This window comes from Streptomyces sp. NBC_00258, assembly GCF_036182465.1.
Lineage (GTDB): Bacteria > Actinomycetota > Actinomycetes > Streptomycetales > Streptomycetaceae > Streptomyces.
Window position 1 is genome coordinate 7057021 of sequence record NZ_CP108081.1, and the last position, 14057, is coordinate 7071077.

General features: G+C 69.6%; 17 protein-coding genes. 12 read left to right on the forward strand and 5 right to left on the reverse strand.

Annotation, left to right across the window (positions count from 1 at the left end):
- Positions 1-12: 12 nt before the first annotated feature.
- Positions 13-687 (reverse strand): DUF4097 family beta strand repeat-containing protein, encoded by a 675-nt coding sequence (locus tag OG718_RS31430; protein WP_328845773.1) that lies wholly within the window; start codon positions 685-687, stop codon positions 13-15.
- 226 nt (positions 688-913) lie between these two features.
- Between OG718_RS31430 and OG718_RS31435 the strand changes: the two genes are divergently transcribed.
- Positions 914-1675 carry a GbsR/MarR family transcriptional regulator gene (locus OG718_RS31435; RefSeq protein ID WP_143643452.1) on the forward strand — a complete coding sequence of 254 codons (762 nt, stop codon included), beginning with the start codon at positions 914-916 and terminating at the stop codon, positions 1673-1675.
- Between the two features lie 61 nt (positions 1676-1736).
- On the opposite strand, the gene OG718_RS31440 is transcribed toward OG718_RS31435, so the two are convergent.
- Positions 1737-2717, reverse strand: a complete 981-nt coding sequence (locus OG718_RS31440; RefSeq protein ID WP_328845774.1) for a quinone oxidoreductase family protein — start codon at positions 2715-2717, stop codon at positions 1737-1739.
- A 107-nt stretch (positions 2718-2824) separates the two neighbouring features.
- Here OG718_RS31440 and OG718_RS31445 point away from each other — a divergent pair, with 107 nt between their 5' ends.
- The 3 genes from OG718_RS31445 to OG718_RS31455 all read left to right on the forward strand — a co-directional run bounded on the left by OG718_RS31445 (position 2825) and on the right by OG718_RS31455 (position 4846).
- A complete protein-coding gene (locus tag OG718_RS31445) occupies positions 2825-3151 on the forward strand; it encodes an ArsR/SmtB family transcription factor (protein WP_143643454.1) in 327 nt (108 codons plus the stop codon).
- 233 nt (positions 3152-3384) lie between these two features.
- Complete coding sequence (locus OG718_RS31450) at positions 3385-3570, forward strand: hypothetical protein (protein WP_143643455.1); 186 nt, start codon at positions 3385-3387, stop codon at positions 3568-3570.
- Between the two features lie 307 nt (positions 3571-3877).
- The gene (locus OG718_RS31455) at positions 3878-4846 is read left to right on the forward strand and encodes a DMT family transporter (RefSeq protein WP_328845775.1); all 969 of its coding nucleotides are present in this window, start codon (positions 3878-3880) and stop codon (positions 4844-4846) included.
- Here OG718_RS31455 and OG718_RS31460 read toward each other — a convergent pair.
- Positions 4749-5636: a LysR family transcriptional regulator gene (locus OG718_RS31460; protein WP_143643456.1), complete on the reverse strand. Its 888-nt coding sequence runs from the start codon at positions 5634-5636 to the stop codon at positions 4749-4751. The genes OG718_RS31455 and OG718_RS31460 overlap by 98 nt on opposite strands.
- A gap of 1 nt (position 5637) precedes the next feature.
- The gene (locus tag OG718_RS31465) at positions 5638-6087 is read right to left on the reverse strand and encodes a PLD nuclease N-terminal domain-containing protein (protein WP_143643457.1); all 450 of its coding nucleotides are present in this window, start codon (positions 6085-6087) and stop codon (positions 5638-5640) included.
- 106 nt (positions 6088-6193) lie between these two features.
- On the opposite strand from OG718_RS31465, the gene OG718_RS31470 reads away from it, so the two are divergent.
- From OG718_RS31470 to OG718_RS31505, 8 genes are all read left to right on the forward strand, one after another.
- Complete coding sequence (locus tag OG718_RS31470; RefSeq protein WP_143643458.1) at positions 6194-7654, forward strand: menaquinone biosynthesis decarboxylase; 1461 nt, start codon at positions 6194-6196, stop codon at positions 7652-7654.
- Positions 7651-8553: a menaquinone biosynthesis prenyltransferase MqnP gene (gene mqnP / locus OG718_RS31475; RefSeq protein ID WP_143643459.1), complete on the forward strand. Its 903-nt coding sequence runs from the start codon at positions 7651-7653 to the stop codon at positions 8551-8553. The genes OG718_RS31470 and mqnP overlap by 4 nt, the downstream gene beginning before the upstream one ends.
- A 98-nt stretch (positions 8554-8651) precedes the next feature.
- On the forward strand, positions 8652-9326 hold the full coding sequence (locus OG718_RS31480; RefSeq protein WP_143643460.1) for a UbiX family flavin prenyltransferase: 675 nt from the start codon (positions 8652-8654) through the stop codon (positions 9324-9326).
- Between the two features lie 93 nt (positions 9327-9419).
- On the forward strand, positions 9420-9875 hold the full coding sequence (locus OG718_RS31485) for an Lrp/AsnC family transcriptional regulator (RefSeq protein WP_055616806.1): 456 nt from the start codon (positions 9420-9422) through the stop codon (positions 9873-9875).
- A 96-nt stretch (positions 9876-9971) separates the two neighbouring features.
- On the forward strand, positions 9972-11135 hold the full coding sequence (gene mqnE, locus OG718_RS31490) for an aminofutalosine synthase MqnE (RefSeq protein ID WP_055616805.1): 1164 nt from the start codon (positions 9972-9974) through the stop codon (positions 11133-11135).
- A 265-nt stretch (positions 11136-11400) separates the two neighbouring features.
- Positions 11401-11925: a GNAT family N-acetyltransferase gene (locus OG718_RS31495; RefSeq protein ID WP_143643461.1), complete on the forward strand. Its 525-nt coding sequence runs from the start codon at positions 11401-11403 to the stop codon at positions 11923-11925.
- Between the two features lie 119 nt (positions 11926-12044).
- Positions 12045-12347: a DUF4229 domain-containing protein gene (locus OG718_RS31500; protein ID WP_143643462.1), complete on the forward strand. Its 303-nt coding sequence runs from the start codon at positions 12045-12047 to the stop codon at positions 12345-12347.
- A gap of 51 nt (positions 12348-12398) precedes the next feature.
- Entirely contained in the window at positions 12399-13070 is a 672-nt protein-coding gene (locus OG718_RS31505; RefSeq protein WP_143643463.1) for a TetR/AcrR family transcriptional regulator, read from the forward strand.
- Between the two features lie 13 nt (positions 13071-13083).
- Here OG718_RS31505 and OG718_RS31510 read toward each other — a convergent pair whose 3' ends face one another.
- On the reverse strand, positions 13084-13953 hold the full coding sequence (locus tag OG718_RS31510) for a MaoC family dehydratase (protein ID WP_143643464.1): 870 nt from the start codon (positions 13951-13953) through the stop codon (positions 13084-13086).
- Between the last annotated feature and the right edge of the window lie 104 nt (positions 13954-14057).

A 14057-nucleotide genomic window follows, 5' to 3' on the forward strand; every position in this document is an offset into this window, starting at 1 on the left:
CGGTGTGGTTGCTCAGAGGCTGCGGGCGGTGATGTCGCCGTAGGCGGTGGTCGCGCGGATGTTGAGGCCGGCGTCGGCGCCCTCGGTGTTCTTGAGCGTGTTGTTGATCCGGCCGTAGGTGGTGCCGGCGTCCAGGGAGGCGGAGACTCCGCGTGCGGCGCCGACGGAGATCTCCCCGGCCTCGGTGCGCAGTTCGACCGTGCCGCGCACGGCCTCGGCGATGTGGATGCCGCCCTTCTGGGTGCTGATCTCCGCGGGACCGCCCAGGCGGCCGACCGTGACGTCGCCGGCGAGGAGGGTGAGGCGGGCGCCCGCGGTCTCGTCGAGCTTGACCGAGCCCTGCGCGCCCTCGAAGGCGACGTCGCCGAGCCGTCCGACGCCCCGGAACTCGGCGCTGGCCGCCTTCGCCTCGATGCGGGAGCCGACGGGCAGCTGGACGGTCACCTCGACGGATCCGGACTGGCCGAGGATCCGGTTCTTCGCCGGTGAGGCCCCGATCCGCAGGACACCGTCGTCGCCGTACGCGACCTCGGTCCGTTCCGCCGCCTTCACGTCGCGGCTGTTCGAGGCATCCGCCGGCAGGACCTCGACCGTGGTGTCGGCCCGGTCGGCGGCGATGAGCCGGATGCGTCCCGCGGGGATGTCGAGAACGGCGGAGATCGCGGCGGGGGTGTCGAACTTCTGCATGGTGTTCTCCTCTTGCGCTGTTTGTTTCTGACACCGGAAACGCTACGTTGCGTTCATGGATCGCACAATGAGGTTGTTGCATCTGATGAGCATCAGTGCAGGTAGATGCTCAATTATCGTTGCAACCGTCTGGAATTTAATGCAACGTCAGTCATGTAGCTCGTTGCATTGGGTTGGAAGTGAACGCTATGCTGGACGCGTCAAGGAAGCGTGAAAGGGGACCGCGATGCCCGGAGGCAGACTCAGTCAGCAGGAACGTCAGCAGATCGCGCTGGGACTGGCCGACGGGCTCGCCTACGCGGAGGTCGCCAGGCGTCTCGACCGTCCGACCTCGACGATCACGCGTGAGGTGATGCGCAACGGCGGCCCCACCGCCTACCGCGCCGACCTGGCCCACCGCGCCACCGAGCGCCGCGCCCACCGGCGCAAGCAGGCCGCACCCCGGGGGTCGCAGGCGCCCGAGCAGGCTCATGGGCGCGACGCCGAGGCGGTGCGCGAGTACGAGGAGACGCTCACCACCGTTTTCATGCAGTCAGGTACGCCCAAGATGATGGCCCGGGTGATGGCCGCCCTCTGTATCAGCGACGCGGGCAGCCTCACGGCGTCCGAACTCGTCCAGCGCCTCCAGGTAAGTCCGGCGTCCATCTCCAAAGCGGTCGCGTTCCTGGAGAGCCAGGGCCTCATCCGCCGGGAACGCGACGAACGCCGCCGTGAGCGCTATGTCGTCGACGACGACATCTGGTACCAGTCCATGATGGCCAGCGCCCGCAGCGTCGCCCAGATCGCCGAGACCGCGCGGAACGGCGTCGGCGTCCTCGGCCGAGACACCCCGGCCGCCACTCGCCTCCAGAACATCGCCCGCTTCCTCGACTTCATCTCCGAGAGCACCGCCCGCGCCGCGGACCAGGCCCGCGAGGTCCTCCACACGAAACCCGAAGCGGCCCCGCGCGGCACCGCCGAGCCAAGTCCGGACGAGGGTGGTGAGTGACCGGAGTGGGTGACGGGAGCGAGTGAAGGGGAGTAAGTGACAAGAGGGGCGCGAGGCCCGGTTACGCGACCCGCAGCAGCAGCTTCCCCGTGCTCGTGCGCCCGCCCATCAGCCGGTGTGCCTCGGACGCCTCCTCCAGCGGGAACTCCGCGGTCACCGGCAGGGACACGACCCCCTCCGCCACGGCCGCGAACGCCTTCTTCGTCAGCTCCCGCAGAGCGCCCGGCGCCGTCTGGGCCAGGGTCAGGATGGAGAAGCCGGAGACCGACAGGCCGGTGGGGTACAGCTCCGGCTGGCCCACCCGCCACGGCTCGGCGGAACTTGCGTTGCCGAACGACACCAGGCGGCCGAAGACGGCCAGGGACGCGAGGGACGACTTGAAGGTCTCGCCGCCGACCGGGTCCAGGGCCAGGTCGACGCCCCGGCCGCCGGTCGCCGCACGCACCGCCTCCGCGAACTCCGCGGACGAGGCGACGAACACGTCGTCGTAGCCGTGGTCCAGCGCGTACTTCGCCTTCGCCGCACCCGACACCACCCCGAACACCCCGGAAGCGCCCGCCGCCTTCGCCAACTGCCCCACCGCCGTGCCGACTCCGCCCGCCGCGCCCTGTACGAGAACCGTCTCGCCGGGCTGCAGGCGGCCCACCGCGTGCACGAGGGCGTACGCGGTCGGCAGGACCGTGGGCAGCGTGGCGGCCGTACGGAGGTCCACGCCGGACGGCAGCGGGAAGACGGTCGCCGCGTCGGCCACCACCACGTCCGCGTACGCGCCGCCGTTCGTGAGAGCCGCCACCTCCTGGCCCGCTTCGACACCCGACACGCCCTCGCCGAGCGCCCGGACCCGGCCCGAGACCTCAAGACCGGGGACGTACGGCAGTGACGGCACGCGGTAGCCCTCGCCCCGCGCCTTGAGGTCGGCGAAGTTGACCCCCGTGTACGCCACATCCACGCTCACCTGGCCGGGGCCCGGCGCGGGCACCTCCGTCTCCACCGTCCTGAGGACCTCGGGACCGCCGTACTCCTGGACCTGAACCGCGCGCATGCCACACTCCCGCTCGACTGTTCAATGAAAAGCGAACACTCCGGAGTGTATGGTTTTCATCGAACACTCGGCAAGGCTGAAACGGCCGTGCCCAAGGGGAGGCGGACATGGTGGAACGCGTCAGTCACCGGGCGGCCCCCGAGCACACCCACCCCGACGAGGTCCCGGTCCTGACCGCGCTCGCCGCCCTCTCCGATCCCGTACGCATCACGTTGGTACGGGAGTTGGCGGGGTCCCCCGTCTGGACGCGCAGCTGCGGAAGCTTCGACGTGCCGGTCGGCAAGGCGGCCCTCAGCCATCACTTCTCCGTGCTGCGAGGCGCCGGTCTCGTGGAGCAGCGCGACGAGGGGCCCAAGCGGGTCAACCGCCTCCGCCGCGAGGAGTTCGACACCCGCTTCCCGGGGCTCCTCGCCCTCGTCCTGCGCGAGGACTGACCACCGCGTCTTTCTGCGTCCTGACGACCCACCGGCCCCACCCTGCTCATCCGGCGGAGCACCTGGGCGGTGTTCGTGGCGGCCGTCCGGTAGGAGACGCCAACTCCTCTGGTGGGGCTGGCTACACCTCCACTTGGGGTGGTCGCTTCATGGCGACGGAGGGCGGGCGGCGGGATGGTTGAACCCAGACGCTCCCGGAGGTTCACAGCCTCTCCGCCCGGAAGGAAACCGCCATGAACATCCCCGCCATCCCCGCGACCGTCGTCGTGGCCCCCGAGAGTGAGCTCGGGCCGCTGCTGGACGCCTGGGACCAGGCGCACACGGCCGCCACCGCTGATCCCGAGTGGCGGCATCTGCTGGACGAGATGGCTCATCCGCGCACGACGCAGGCGTTCTACCGCCTGGCGGCGGGGCGTTGACCGGGTGGGGCCTCTTCTCGCCCCCGCCGCCCCTACCCATTCCCGTCACTACTCGGGGGCTCCGCCCCCGAACCCCCGTGCGCAGTTCCCCGCGCCCCTAAAAGGGGCGCGGGGAACTGCGCGACAAGCCACAGCCGGGCCCGCACCCGAAATCGCACCCCACGGGGTCCGGGGCGGAGCCCCAGGGGACGGGAATGGGTAGGGGCGGCGGGGGCGAGAACCTCATCGGGAGGGCCGATGGCCTCATCGGCAGGACGCCCCACTGGCTCGTGGACCGGTACCGCGGGCCGCTCGTAACTTCCTTGGCATGAACGCAGACAGGAAGTCGGACAGCAGGTTCGAGCACAAGGGCACGGTTCAGCTCACCGCGGCGATGGTCCTCTCCGGAACCCTCGGCATCTTCGTCGTCGAGTCGGGCGCCTCGCCCTTCAACGTCGTGTTCTTCCGTGTGCTCTTCGGAGCCCTGGCACTCGGCGCGTACGCCCTCGCCCGCGGCTACTTCCGCGACCACGGGCTCACCCCGCGCAAACTCGGACTCGCCGCACTGGGCGGCCTGTTCATCGTCTTCAACTGGGTCTTCCTCTTCCAGTCGTACGAGAACACGTCGATCTCCGTCGCGACCGTCGTCTACCACACGCAGCCGTTCTACGTGGTGCTGCTCGGCGCCCTCCTCTTCCGTGAACGCCTCACCGCGGCGAAGGCCGGCTGGATCGCGCTCGCCTTCGGAGGCCTGACCCTCGTCTCCGGCGTCACGCCCTCGGACTTCACCGGCGGCGACGGCACGTACCTCCTCGGCGTCGGCCAGGCCCTCCTCGCCGCGCTCCTCTACGGCCTGTCCACCCTCGTGACCAAGCGCATCACGGGCGTACGCCCGCACCTCATCGCCCTCGTCCAGGTCGTCGTCGGGATCCCGCTGCTGCTGCCGTTCGCCGACTTCGGCGCGATGAGCGGCACGGGTGCCGACTGGGGCTGGCTGGTCGGCCTCGGAGTCATCCACACGGGCCTGATGTACGTCCTGATGTACGCCGCCTACGCCCAGCTGCCGACCGCCAAGATCGCCGTACTCGCCTTCACCTACCCGGCGGTGGCGATGGTCGCGGACTGGGCGGTGTACGGGCACCACATCGGACTCGTCCAGGCGCTCGGCGTCCCGCTGATCGTGGCGGCGAGCCTGAAGGTCACCCTTGCTCGGCAACCAGCTTCCGCGCCTGCTCCACGAACAGCCGCGCGTGCGCCGGAAGCCGCTTCCCGGACCGCCACGCCAGCTGAGTGCTGAGGGTGAACGGCTGCTCCCAGGACAGGGCCACGAGCCGGCCGTCGGCAAGCTCCTCCGCCACCGTCACCGCGGGCAGGAGGGCGATGCCGAGGCCGGCCGCCGCCGCACGCTTGGTCGCCTCGATCGTGCCGAACTCCATGAACGGGACCGGCTCCGCGGACCGCGTGTTGAGCTCCTCCTCGAACAGGTCCCGGTAGGCGCAGCCCGGTTCGGTGGCCAGCAGCGGCTCGTGCACAAGATCGGCGGTCGACACGGCCGCTCCCACGAGGGGATGGCCCGGCGCCGCCACCAGCGCCAGCGGTTCCTGCGTGAGCAGCGTGACCTCGAGCCCCGCGTGTTCCGTCTCCCGCTCCATCAGGAAACCCACGTCGTACGTGCCCTGCCGCAGCGCCTGCCGGGTCTCGTCGCCCAGCGTCGGGCGCATGGACAGCCGCACCCCGGGATAGCGGTGGTGGAACAGTTCGAGGAGCGGGGACAGACGGTAGGACGTCAGCGACTCCATCGTGCCGATCGTCAGAGTGCCCGAGGGCTCCTCCGTACCGACGACCGCCGCCCGTGCCTCCTCGCTCAGCTCGATGATCTGCCGGGCGTAGGGAAGGAGCCGTTCACCCGCCTCTGTCAGGCGGATGCGGCTGCCGAGCCGGTCGAAGAGCTGCGTCCCGAGCGAGGACTCCAGGGCGCGGACCTGGCTGGTCACGCTGGACTGGGCGTACTTCAGCTCGGCGGCCGCCTGCGTGAAGCTCAGCACGGTGGCGACCTTCTCGAAGGTGACCAGCAGCCGGATCTCCACGTCAGGGCTTCGGAGGTGTGGAGTCGTCGGGGCCGTCGCCGGACCCGCCCTCCCGCCGCTTCAGTTCCTCCTCGCGGCGGCGGAGGTCGTCCTCCCAGTTCTTGAGGTGCGCCTCGTCGTCCGTCACGGCGTCCGTCGGGGCGTCGGCCTTGTCCTTGCCCTCGCTGTCGCCCTTGCCGTCGCCCTTGCTGTCGTCCTTCAGGGACTTCAGGAACTCCGGGTTGTCGTCGGGCGCGACCCAGCCGCCGCGGCCGGAGGAGAGGCCGCGCGGCTTGCGCTGGTGGCCGACGATCAGCCAGGAGATGGAGCCGACGAGCGGGAACAGCAGCACAAGGATCGCCCAGAGGGGCTTCGGGATGTACCGGATGTCCTTCTCGTCGGTGGTGATGCAGTCGATGAACGCATAGATGCTGAGCCCCAACGGCACCAGAATCATCAGCACCCGAAGCATTCGGCGGTCCCCCTGCGTGTGGAGAGTGGAGATGCGTGCGAGATCGGGGCCGGGTGAGCGGCCCCCGTTACAGGTTCAGCGTAGCGAGTAGCCGATACTGGAACGCATGGCTTACGACGATCTTCGCTCCCTGCTCCGGGCGCTTGAGCGCGAGGGCGACCTCCAGCGCATCAAGGCCGAGGTGGACCCGTATCTGGAGGTCGGGGAGATCGTCGACCGCGTCCAGAAGGCGGGCGGCCCGGCCCTGCTCTTCGAGAACGTGCGCGGTTCGGCGATGCCGCTCGCGATGAACGTGTTCGGGACGGACCGCAGGCTCCTCAAATCGCTCGGCCTGAAGTCGTACGAGGAGATCAGCGAGAAGATCGGCGGCCTGCTCAGGCCGGAGCTGCCGCACGGGTTCGTCGGGGTGCGCGAGGCCTTCGGGAAGCTCGGCGCCATGACCCACGTACCGCCGAAGAAGATCAAGTCCGACAACGCGCCGGTGCACGAGGTCGTGCTGCAGGGCGACGAGGTCGACCTGGACCGGTTGCCGGCCCTCTTCACCTGGCCCAAGGACGGCGGGTCCTTCTTCAACCTGGGCCTGACCCACACCAAGGACCCGGAGAGCGGCATCCGCAATCTCGGGCTCTACCGCCTCCAGCGCCACGACAAGCGCACCATCGGCATGCACTGGCAGATCCACAAGGACAGCCGCAACCACTACCAGGTGGCCGCGCGGAAGGGCGAGCGACTGCCGGTCGCGATCGCCTTCGGGTGTCCGCCGGCGGTGACGTACGCGTCCACGGCCCCGCTGCCCGGTGACATCGACGAGTACCTCTTCGCCGGGTTCGTCCAGGGCAAGCGGATCGAGATGGTCGACTGCAAGACCGTGCCGTTGCAGGTGCCGGCGCAGGCCGAGGTCGTACTGGAGGGTTGGCTGGAGCCCGGTGAGATGCTCCCGGAAGGACCTTTCGGCGACCACACCGGGTTCTACACCCCGCAGGAGCCCTTCCCCGCCCTGACCATCGACTGCGTGACGATGCGCAAGCGCCCGCTGCTCCAGTCGATCGTGGTCGGCCGGCCGCCGACGGAGGACGGTCCGCTGGGCCGGGCGACGGAGAGGTTCTTCCTCCCCCTCCTCAAGATCATCGTGCCGGACATCGTGGACTACCACCTCCCCGAGGCGGGCGGTTTCCACAACTGCGCGATCGTCGCGATCGACAAGAAGTACCCGAAGCACGCCCAGAAGGTGATGCACGCCGTCTGGGGTGCCCACATGATGTCCCTGACCAAACTGATCGTGGTCGTCGACTCCGACTGCGACGTCCACGACCTGCACGAGGTCGCGTGGCGCGCGCTGGGGAACACGGACTACTCCCGTGACCTCACCGTCGTCGAGGGGCCCGTCGATCACCTCGACCACTCCTCGTACCAGCAGTTCTGGGGCGGCAAGGCGGGCATCGACGCGACGAAGAAGTGGCCCGAGGAGGGGTACACACGGGACGGCGGCTGGCCCGACATGGTGCTGTCCGACCCGGAGACGGCGGCGAAGGTCGACCGCCGGTGGAAGGAGTACGGACTCTCGTGAGCAGCGCATCAGCCGCGATCCCGCAGCCGGGGCGCACCAAGGCGTTCCTGCGCCTCGTCATGATCGAGCACTCCGTCTTCGCGCTGCCCTTCGCGTACATCGCGGCGCTCACGGCGATGTTCACGGTGGACGAGAACATCGCCTGGGGCCGGCTGCTGCTGGTGACCGTCGCGATGGTCGGCCTGCGGACGTTCGCCATGGCCGCGAACCGGATCATCGACCGCGAGATCGACGCCCGCAATCCCCGTACGGCCCATCGCGAGCTGGTCACCGGCGCGATGACGGTGAAGCACGCGTGGACGGGCGCCCTGGTCGCCCTGGTGTTCTTCCTCGGCGCGGCGGCCCTGCTCAACCCGCTGTGCCTGGCGCTCGCGCCCATCGCGGTCATCCCGATGGTCGTGTACCCGTACGGCAAGCGGTTCACGAACTTCCCGCAGGCCATCCTCGGTCTCGCGCAGGCGATGGGGCCGATCGGCGGCTGGCTGGCGATCACCGGTGAGTGGTCCTGGGACGCGGTGATCCTCGGCCTCGCGGTCGGCATCTGGATCGGCGGCTTCGACCTCATCTACGCCTGCCAGGACGTCAAGACGGACCGCGAGATCGGCGTCATGTCGGTCCCGGCCCGCTTCGGCATCCCGGCGGCCGTCTGGGGCGCGCGCGTCTGCCACACCCTCACCACGGGACTCTTCGTCTGGTACGCGCTGGCCACCGACGCGGGCACCTTCTTCTGGGTCGGCCTGGTGATCGTCGCGGGCGCGTTCCTGTACGAGCACTCGATCGTCCGCCCGCACGACCTCTCCCGGGTGAACCGCGCCTTCTTCAGCGTCAACGGCTTCATCGGGATCGCCCTGTTCGCGTGCGCGCTGCTCGATCTGTTGGTGCGAGGTCTGACCGTGTGAATGCCGTGTGGGTGGCGTGTGAGTACGGCGCGGCCCGTTGACGGGCCGCAAGCACGGCCGGTCCTGAGCTCCGGGCGGCCCGCCGGTAGGCTCAGGGTGTGAACGCAGGAGAAACTCAGCGTCGGCCTTGGATCGTGGGGGTCTCCGGCGCGTCCGGAACGCCGTACGCGGCTGCCGTGCTGCGTGCCCTCCTCGCGGCCGGGGAGAGCGTCGACCTGGTCGTCTCGCGGGCCTCACGGCTCACGCTGCTCGACGAGACCGGGATCAGCTTCCGGGACGGCCACTGGCAGGACGACCTCCGGGAGTGGCTCGGCCGGGGGGCCGACGGCAAGCCCGGCACCTTCGCGGTGGACGTCGACGACGTACGGCACTGGAGCGCGGGGGACCTGGCGGCGGGGCCGTCCTCGGGTTCGTACGCCACGAAGGGCATGCTCATCGTGCCCGCCTCCACCGCCTGTGTCGCCGGGGTCGCGCTCGGCCTCTCGAAGGACCTGTTGCAGCGCGCCGCGAGCGTCACGCTCAAGGAGCGGCGCAAGCTGGTCGTCGCCGTCCGCGAGACCCCGTTGAACGGGCAGACCCTGCGGCATCTGGTGACACTGGACGACGCGGGCGCGACCGTACTGCCGGCCTCCCCGGCGTTCTACGCGGGAGCGACCCACATCCAGGACCTGGTGGACTTCGTCGCCGGACGCGTGCTGGACGCGGCGGGCGTCGGGCACACGCTCTACCGCCGCTGGGAGGGCGAACTCGGCGGCGGCTCACGCACGACCTGAGCAGCACGTTCGACCTGTACTACCTGTACGACCGAGCAACGCGCAGTACCCACACATCACTTCAGGAACTTTCAGCGGAAGGCTATCGATCGCATGGACGCGGTGGACAGGCAGCTCATCCAGGCCCTCCGGGAGAACGGCCGGGCCTCCTACGCGGAGCTGGGACGCCTCGTCGGACTGTCGGGACCCAGCGTCACCGACCGCATCAACCGCCTGGAGGCCGCCGGTGTCATCACCGGCTACCGCGCGACGGTCGACGCGACCTCGCTCGGCCTCGGCGTCACCGCCCTCATCGGCATCTCGCTCTCCGACGCCACCGACCACGAGGACGTGGCGCACCGCCTCAAGGACCTCAACGAGATCGAGGACTGCTGGTTCATCGCCGGCGACGACTCCTACATGCTCAAGGTGCGGGCGCCCGACGTGGACGGCCTGGAGAAGACCATCCGGCGGCTGTCGGGGACCAAGGGCGTCTCCCGTACGCGTACGACGATCGTTCTCTCCACGAAGTGGGAGAACCGGGTGGGTGAGCTGCCCGAAGAGGAATAGGGCGCAGGCACGAAGTGCCTGATGGAGGCCCCTCCCGCCCGAAGGGTGGGGGAGTACGGTTGACAAGGTTCGTCACTTACGAGAGGTAGAAGCAGCATGGATGTCGGGCTCAAGCGCGAGCTGGAGGACAAGGTCCGGGCCGGTGAGCGGCTGACCCGCGAGGACGGCATCGCGCTGTACGAGTCGGACGACCTGGCCTGGCTGGGCGGGCTCGCCCACGAGGTGCGGATGAAGAAGAACGGCGACGTCGTCCACTTCAACGTCAACCGCCACCTCAACATGACGAACGTGTGCACCGCGTCGTGCGCGTACTGCTCGTTCCAGCGCAAGCCGGGCGAGAAGGACGCGTACACGATGCGCATCGAGGAGGCCGTCCGTCTCGCCAAGGCGATGGAGGGCGAGAACCTCACCGAGCTGCACATCGTGAACGGCCTGCACCCGAACCTGCCGTGGCGCTACTACCCGCGCTCGCTCAGCGAACTCAAGAAGGCTCTCCCGGACGTCTCCCTCAAGGCCTTCACGGCCACGGAGATCCACCACTTCGAGACGATCTCGGGGCTGAGCGCGAGCGAGATCCTCGACGAGCTGATCGACGCGGGGCTCGAATCCCTGACCGGTGGCGGCGCCGAGATCTTCGACTGGGAGATCCGGCAGCACATCGTCGACCACCGCACCCACTGGGAGGACTGGTCGCGCATCCACCGCCTCGCGCACGAGAAGGGTCTCAAGACCCCGTGCACGATGCTGTACGGGCACATCGAGGAGCCGCGCCACCGGGTCGACCACGTCCTGCGTCTGCGTGAGCTGCAGGACGAGACCGGCGGCTTCCAGGTCTTCATCCCGCTGCGCTACCAGCACGACTTCGTCGACGTGAAGGACGGCAAGGTCCGCAACAGGCTGCAGGCGCGTACGCAGATGGCGACCGGCGCCGAGGCCCTGAAGACCTTCGCGGTCTCCCGGCTGCTCTTCGACAACGTGCCGCACGTCAAGGTCTTCTGGGTCATGCACGGCGTCCAGACCGCCCAGCTGGCGCTCCAGCACGGCGCGGACGACATGGACGGCTCGGTCGTCGAGTACAAGATCACGCACGACGCCGACAACTACGGCACGCCGAACAAGCTGACCCGCGAGGATCTGCTCGACCTGATCCGTGACGCCGGGTTCCGTCCGGTGGAGCGGAACACCCGGTACGAGATCATTCGCGAGTACGACGGTCCGGACGCGGGGCGTCGGGAGTCGCCTCAGCCGATGAGGGTCTGACGTTTTCGTGTGAGTGGTCGGGTGCGGGTCCGGTGGGGGCTGGCCGCGCAGTTCCCCGCGCCCCTGGAAGGCAGGGGCTGCGCCCCTGCCTTCCGGCCTGTCCGGCGTTTGAGGACGAGCGCGTCAGCGCGATGCGGGGGTCTGGGGGCGGAGCCCCCAGAAGGGACGGGAATGGGCAGGGGCGGCGGGGGCGAGGAAAGCGCGTGACGTACGTGACGTCGGAACACGCTTGAGACCGGCGTGACGTAATAGCTAACCTTGCCGCATGGCCCTTACCTTCGCTCTCGATCCGGCCGTGACCCCCGAGGTGCGCGACGGTCTTCTCGATCTGTGGACGGACGTCTCCAACGCGGGCGGCGCCGTCGGCTTCGTCGCGCCGGTGGACCGCGAGGTGATCCGGCCGGAGCTGGTGAAGCACTTCGCGGCGATGGCGGAGGGGCGCGCCCGCCTCTTGGCCGGGTTCGACGAGGAGGGGCAGGTGGCCGCGGCGGCCTTCCTCACCTTCAACACACACCGGCTGATGACCCACTGGCTGTGGCTCTACACGGTGATGGTGCACCCGAAGCACCAGGGCAAGGGATACGGCCGGGACCTCCTGGCCGCCGCCGCGGACGCCGCCCGCACCCTCGACGGCATCGAGGCGATCCGGCTCACCTGCCGCGGCGGCCTCGGCCTGGAGCGGTTCTACGGCTCGTGCGGATACAAGGAGGTCGGCCGGATACCGGACGCGATACGCGTCGCGCCCGGCGACGACCGCGACGACGTTTTCATGCTGCTGCCGCTCGCCTGACTCCCCGCACCCCCCTGCAAGATCGGGTGCCGGGCGTGCTTGACTGGACGGTGCCCTTTGGGAATGTCGGGGATTTTCGGACCCCTTCGGACCCGTTCGACACGGAAGAGTGGATTGAGATGCTCCGCTACACACTGATGCGCCTAGGAATCCTCGCGGGCTGCCTCGTGGTCGTCTGGGGCCTCGTCTACTCCGGTGTCGCCCCGCGCGGGCTCGGCGACTCGAACGGCATGTGGATCATCCTGCTCTCCCTGCTGATCTCGGCCCCCATCAGCTTCGTGGTCCTGCGCAAGGAGCGCGACCGCGCCTCGATCCGGATCGTCGAGCGCGTCGACCGCGTCAAGTCCAACCTGGAGGCCAACCGCAGCCAGGAGGACGACGTGGTGGACGAGGTGTCGCGAGCCCAGGGTCAGACCTCGTAACGACCGGCAACTCCGCCGAGCCGTCGGCAGACAACTCGTACTCTTGCTCGTATGGGTGCAGTGAAGAGCAAGCGGATGCCGCGGGCCGTGCGCGAACAGCAGATGCTGGACGCGGCGGTGCAGACCTTCGGTCAGCGGGGGTACCGGGCCGCGTCGATGGACGAGATCGCCGATCTGGCGGGTGTGTCCAAGCCGCTGGTCTATCTGTACCTGAACTCCAAGGAAGACCTCTTCACCGCGTGCATCCGGCGTGAGGCGGCCGCCCTGACCGCGGCCGTGCGGGCGGGAGTCCAGCCGGACGTGCCCGCCGACCGCCAACTGTGGGACGGGCTGCGGGCGTTCTTCACGCACACCGCGCAGAACCCGGACGGCTGGGCCGTGCTGCACCTCCAGGCGCGTACGCACGGAGAGCCGTTCGCCGCGGAGTTCGCCGCGATGCGCGAGGAGATCGTCGCGTTCGTCACGCAGTTGATCGTGGTGGCCGCCCGTGAGGCGCACCGGGACCCGTCGCTGCCCGAGCGCGAGGTCGCCGGCCTGGCGGAAGCCCTTGTCGGCGCCGCCGAGTCCCTCGCCGCCTGGGCCAACGCCACCCCCGGCGTCTCCGCCCGCCAGGCCGCCACGACGTTGATGAACTTCGCCTGGGCGGGCCTGGGGGACCTGATGGAGGGGAGACCCTGGTCGGAGCACGGGGCGCAGCACGGTTCGGCCGGGTCACCCGAGTAGGGCGGGGCACGCATCAGAGCACGGGGAGCACCTCTCCGGACAGGTGCAGCCGGCCACCCGCCCCCCGCAGCTCGAACGCGGCACCCTCCGCCCCGTACGACACCGTCCCCGGCAGGAGCACCGGCGCCCTGAACTCCGCCCGGACCACGGCCGCTTGAGGCGCCCCGTGCTCGGAGAGGCAGCGCGCCACGGTCCACATGCCGTGCGCGATGGCCCGGGGGAAGCCGAACAGCCGGGCGGTGAGGGGGTGGAGATGGATCGGGTTCCGGTCGCCGGACGCGGCCCCGTACCGCCGCCCCACATCCCCGGCGAGCGCCCACTCGGCCACGACGGGCAGCGGCTTGCGCTCCGCGGGCGCGGCCGGCCCGCCCGCGCTCCCCGCCGAGGTGCGGTGCCGCGCCAGATACGTACTCCGCGACTCCCACACGACCTCGCCCCCCGCCCGCATCTCGGTCACGACGACGGCCTCGGTCCCGCGCCGGTGGGGCACCAACTCATCCACGTACACGGCGAGTTCGTACTCCCCGGTCGCCGCCGTCGCCTTCCGCCGGGTGATCCCGATGGACGTGTGCACCAGCCCGAGCAACGGCAACGGGAAGGCCCGCTCACTCATCAGCCGCATGACCAACGGAAATCCGAGAACATGCGGATAGGTAATGGGCAACTCGTCCGCCCCCACCCCGAATCCACAGGCACGCTCATACGCGGCGAGCTTTCCCAGATCGATACGAAGCCCCGGGAGAACCAATCGGGTCCGGGGCGCCGTGACTCCCGTCCGGGCCCGCTTGAAGAGCGAGAGGAAAGCACCCCGGGCAAGCAAGGGCCAAAGGCGCGGCGAACCGTCGAGAACATGGGTACGCACAGGACCCGTTACGTCATCCATCGCTGACCTGACCTTTCTCCTGGGCCGAGCAGAGGCGAGCCGCCTTTGGTTTTTAGGGGCGCGGGGCTGTGTCAATTTGCGGCTCCGCCGCGTGGGCGCGACCA

Excerpts from the sequence above, each read along its gene's own strand:
- OG718_RS31430 (WP_328845773.1), bottom strand. The coding sequence starts at position 687 with ATGCAGAAGTTCGACACCCCCGCCGCGATCTCCGCCGTTCTCGACATC.
- OG718_RS31435 (WP_143643452.1), top strand. The coding sequence starts at position 914 with ATGCCCGGAGGCAGACTCAGTCAGCAGGAACGTCAGCAGATCGCGCTG.
- OG718_RS31440 (WP_328845774.1), bottom strand. The coding sequence starts at position 2,717 with ATGCGCGCGGTTCAGGTCCAGGAGTACGGCGGTCCCGAGGTCCTCAGG.
- OG718_RS31445 (WP_143643454.1), top strand. The coding sequence starts at position 2,825 with ATGGTGGAACGCGTCAGTCACCGGGCGGCCCCCGAGCACACCCACCCC.
- OG718_RS31450 (WP_143643455.1), top strand. The coding sequence starts at position 3,385 with ATGAACATCCCCGCCATCCCCGCGACCGTCGTCGTGGCCCCCGAGAGT.
- OG718_RS31455 (WP_328845775.1), top strand. The coding sequence starts at position 3,878 with ATGAACGCAGACAGGAAGTCGGACAGCAGGTTCGAGCACAAGGGCACG.
- OG718_RS31465 (WP_143643457.1), bottom strand. The coding sequence starts at position 6,087 with ATGCTTCGGGTGCTGATGATTCTGGTGCCGTTGGGGCTCAGCATCTAT.
- OG718_RS31470 (WP_143643458.1), top strand. The coding sequence starts at position 6,194 with ATGGCTTACGACGATCTTCGCTCCCTGCTCCGGGCGCTTGAGCGCGAG.
- OG718_RS31485 (WP_055616806.1), top strand. The coding sequence starts at position 9,420 with ATGGACGCGGTGGACAGGCAGCTCATCCAGGCCCTCCGGGAGAACGGC.
- mqnE (WP_055616805.1), top strand. The coding sequence starts at position 9,972 with ATGGATGTCGGGCTCAAGCGCGAGCTGGAGGACAAGGTCCGGGCCGGT.
- OG718_RS31495 (WP_143643461.1), top strand. The coding sequence starts at position 11,401 with ATGGCCCTTACCTTCGCTCTCGATCCGGCCGTGACCCCCGAGGTGCGC.
- OG718_RS31500 (WP_143643462.1), top strand. The coding sequence starts at position 12,045 with ATGCTCCGCTACACACTGATGCGCCTAGGAATCCTCGCGGGCTGCCTC.
- OG718_RS31505 (WP_143643463.1), top strand. The coding sequence starts at position 12,399 with ATGGGTGCAGTGAAGAGCAAGCGGATGCCGCGGGCCGTGCGCGAACAG.
- OG718_RS31510 (WP_143643464.1), bottom strand. The coding sequence starts at position 13,953 with ATGGATGACGTAACGGGTCCTGTGCGTACCCATGTTCTCGACGGTTCG.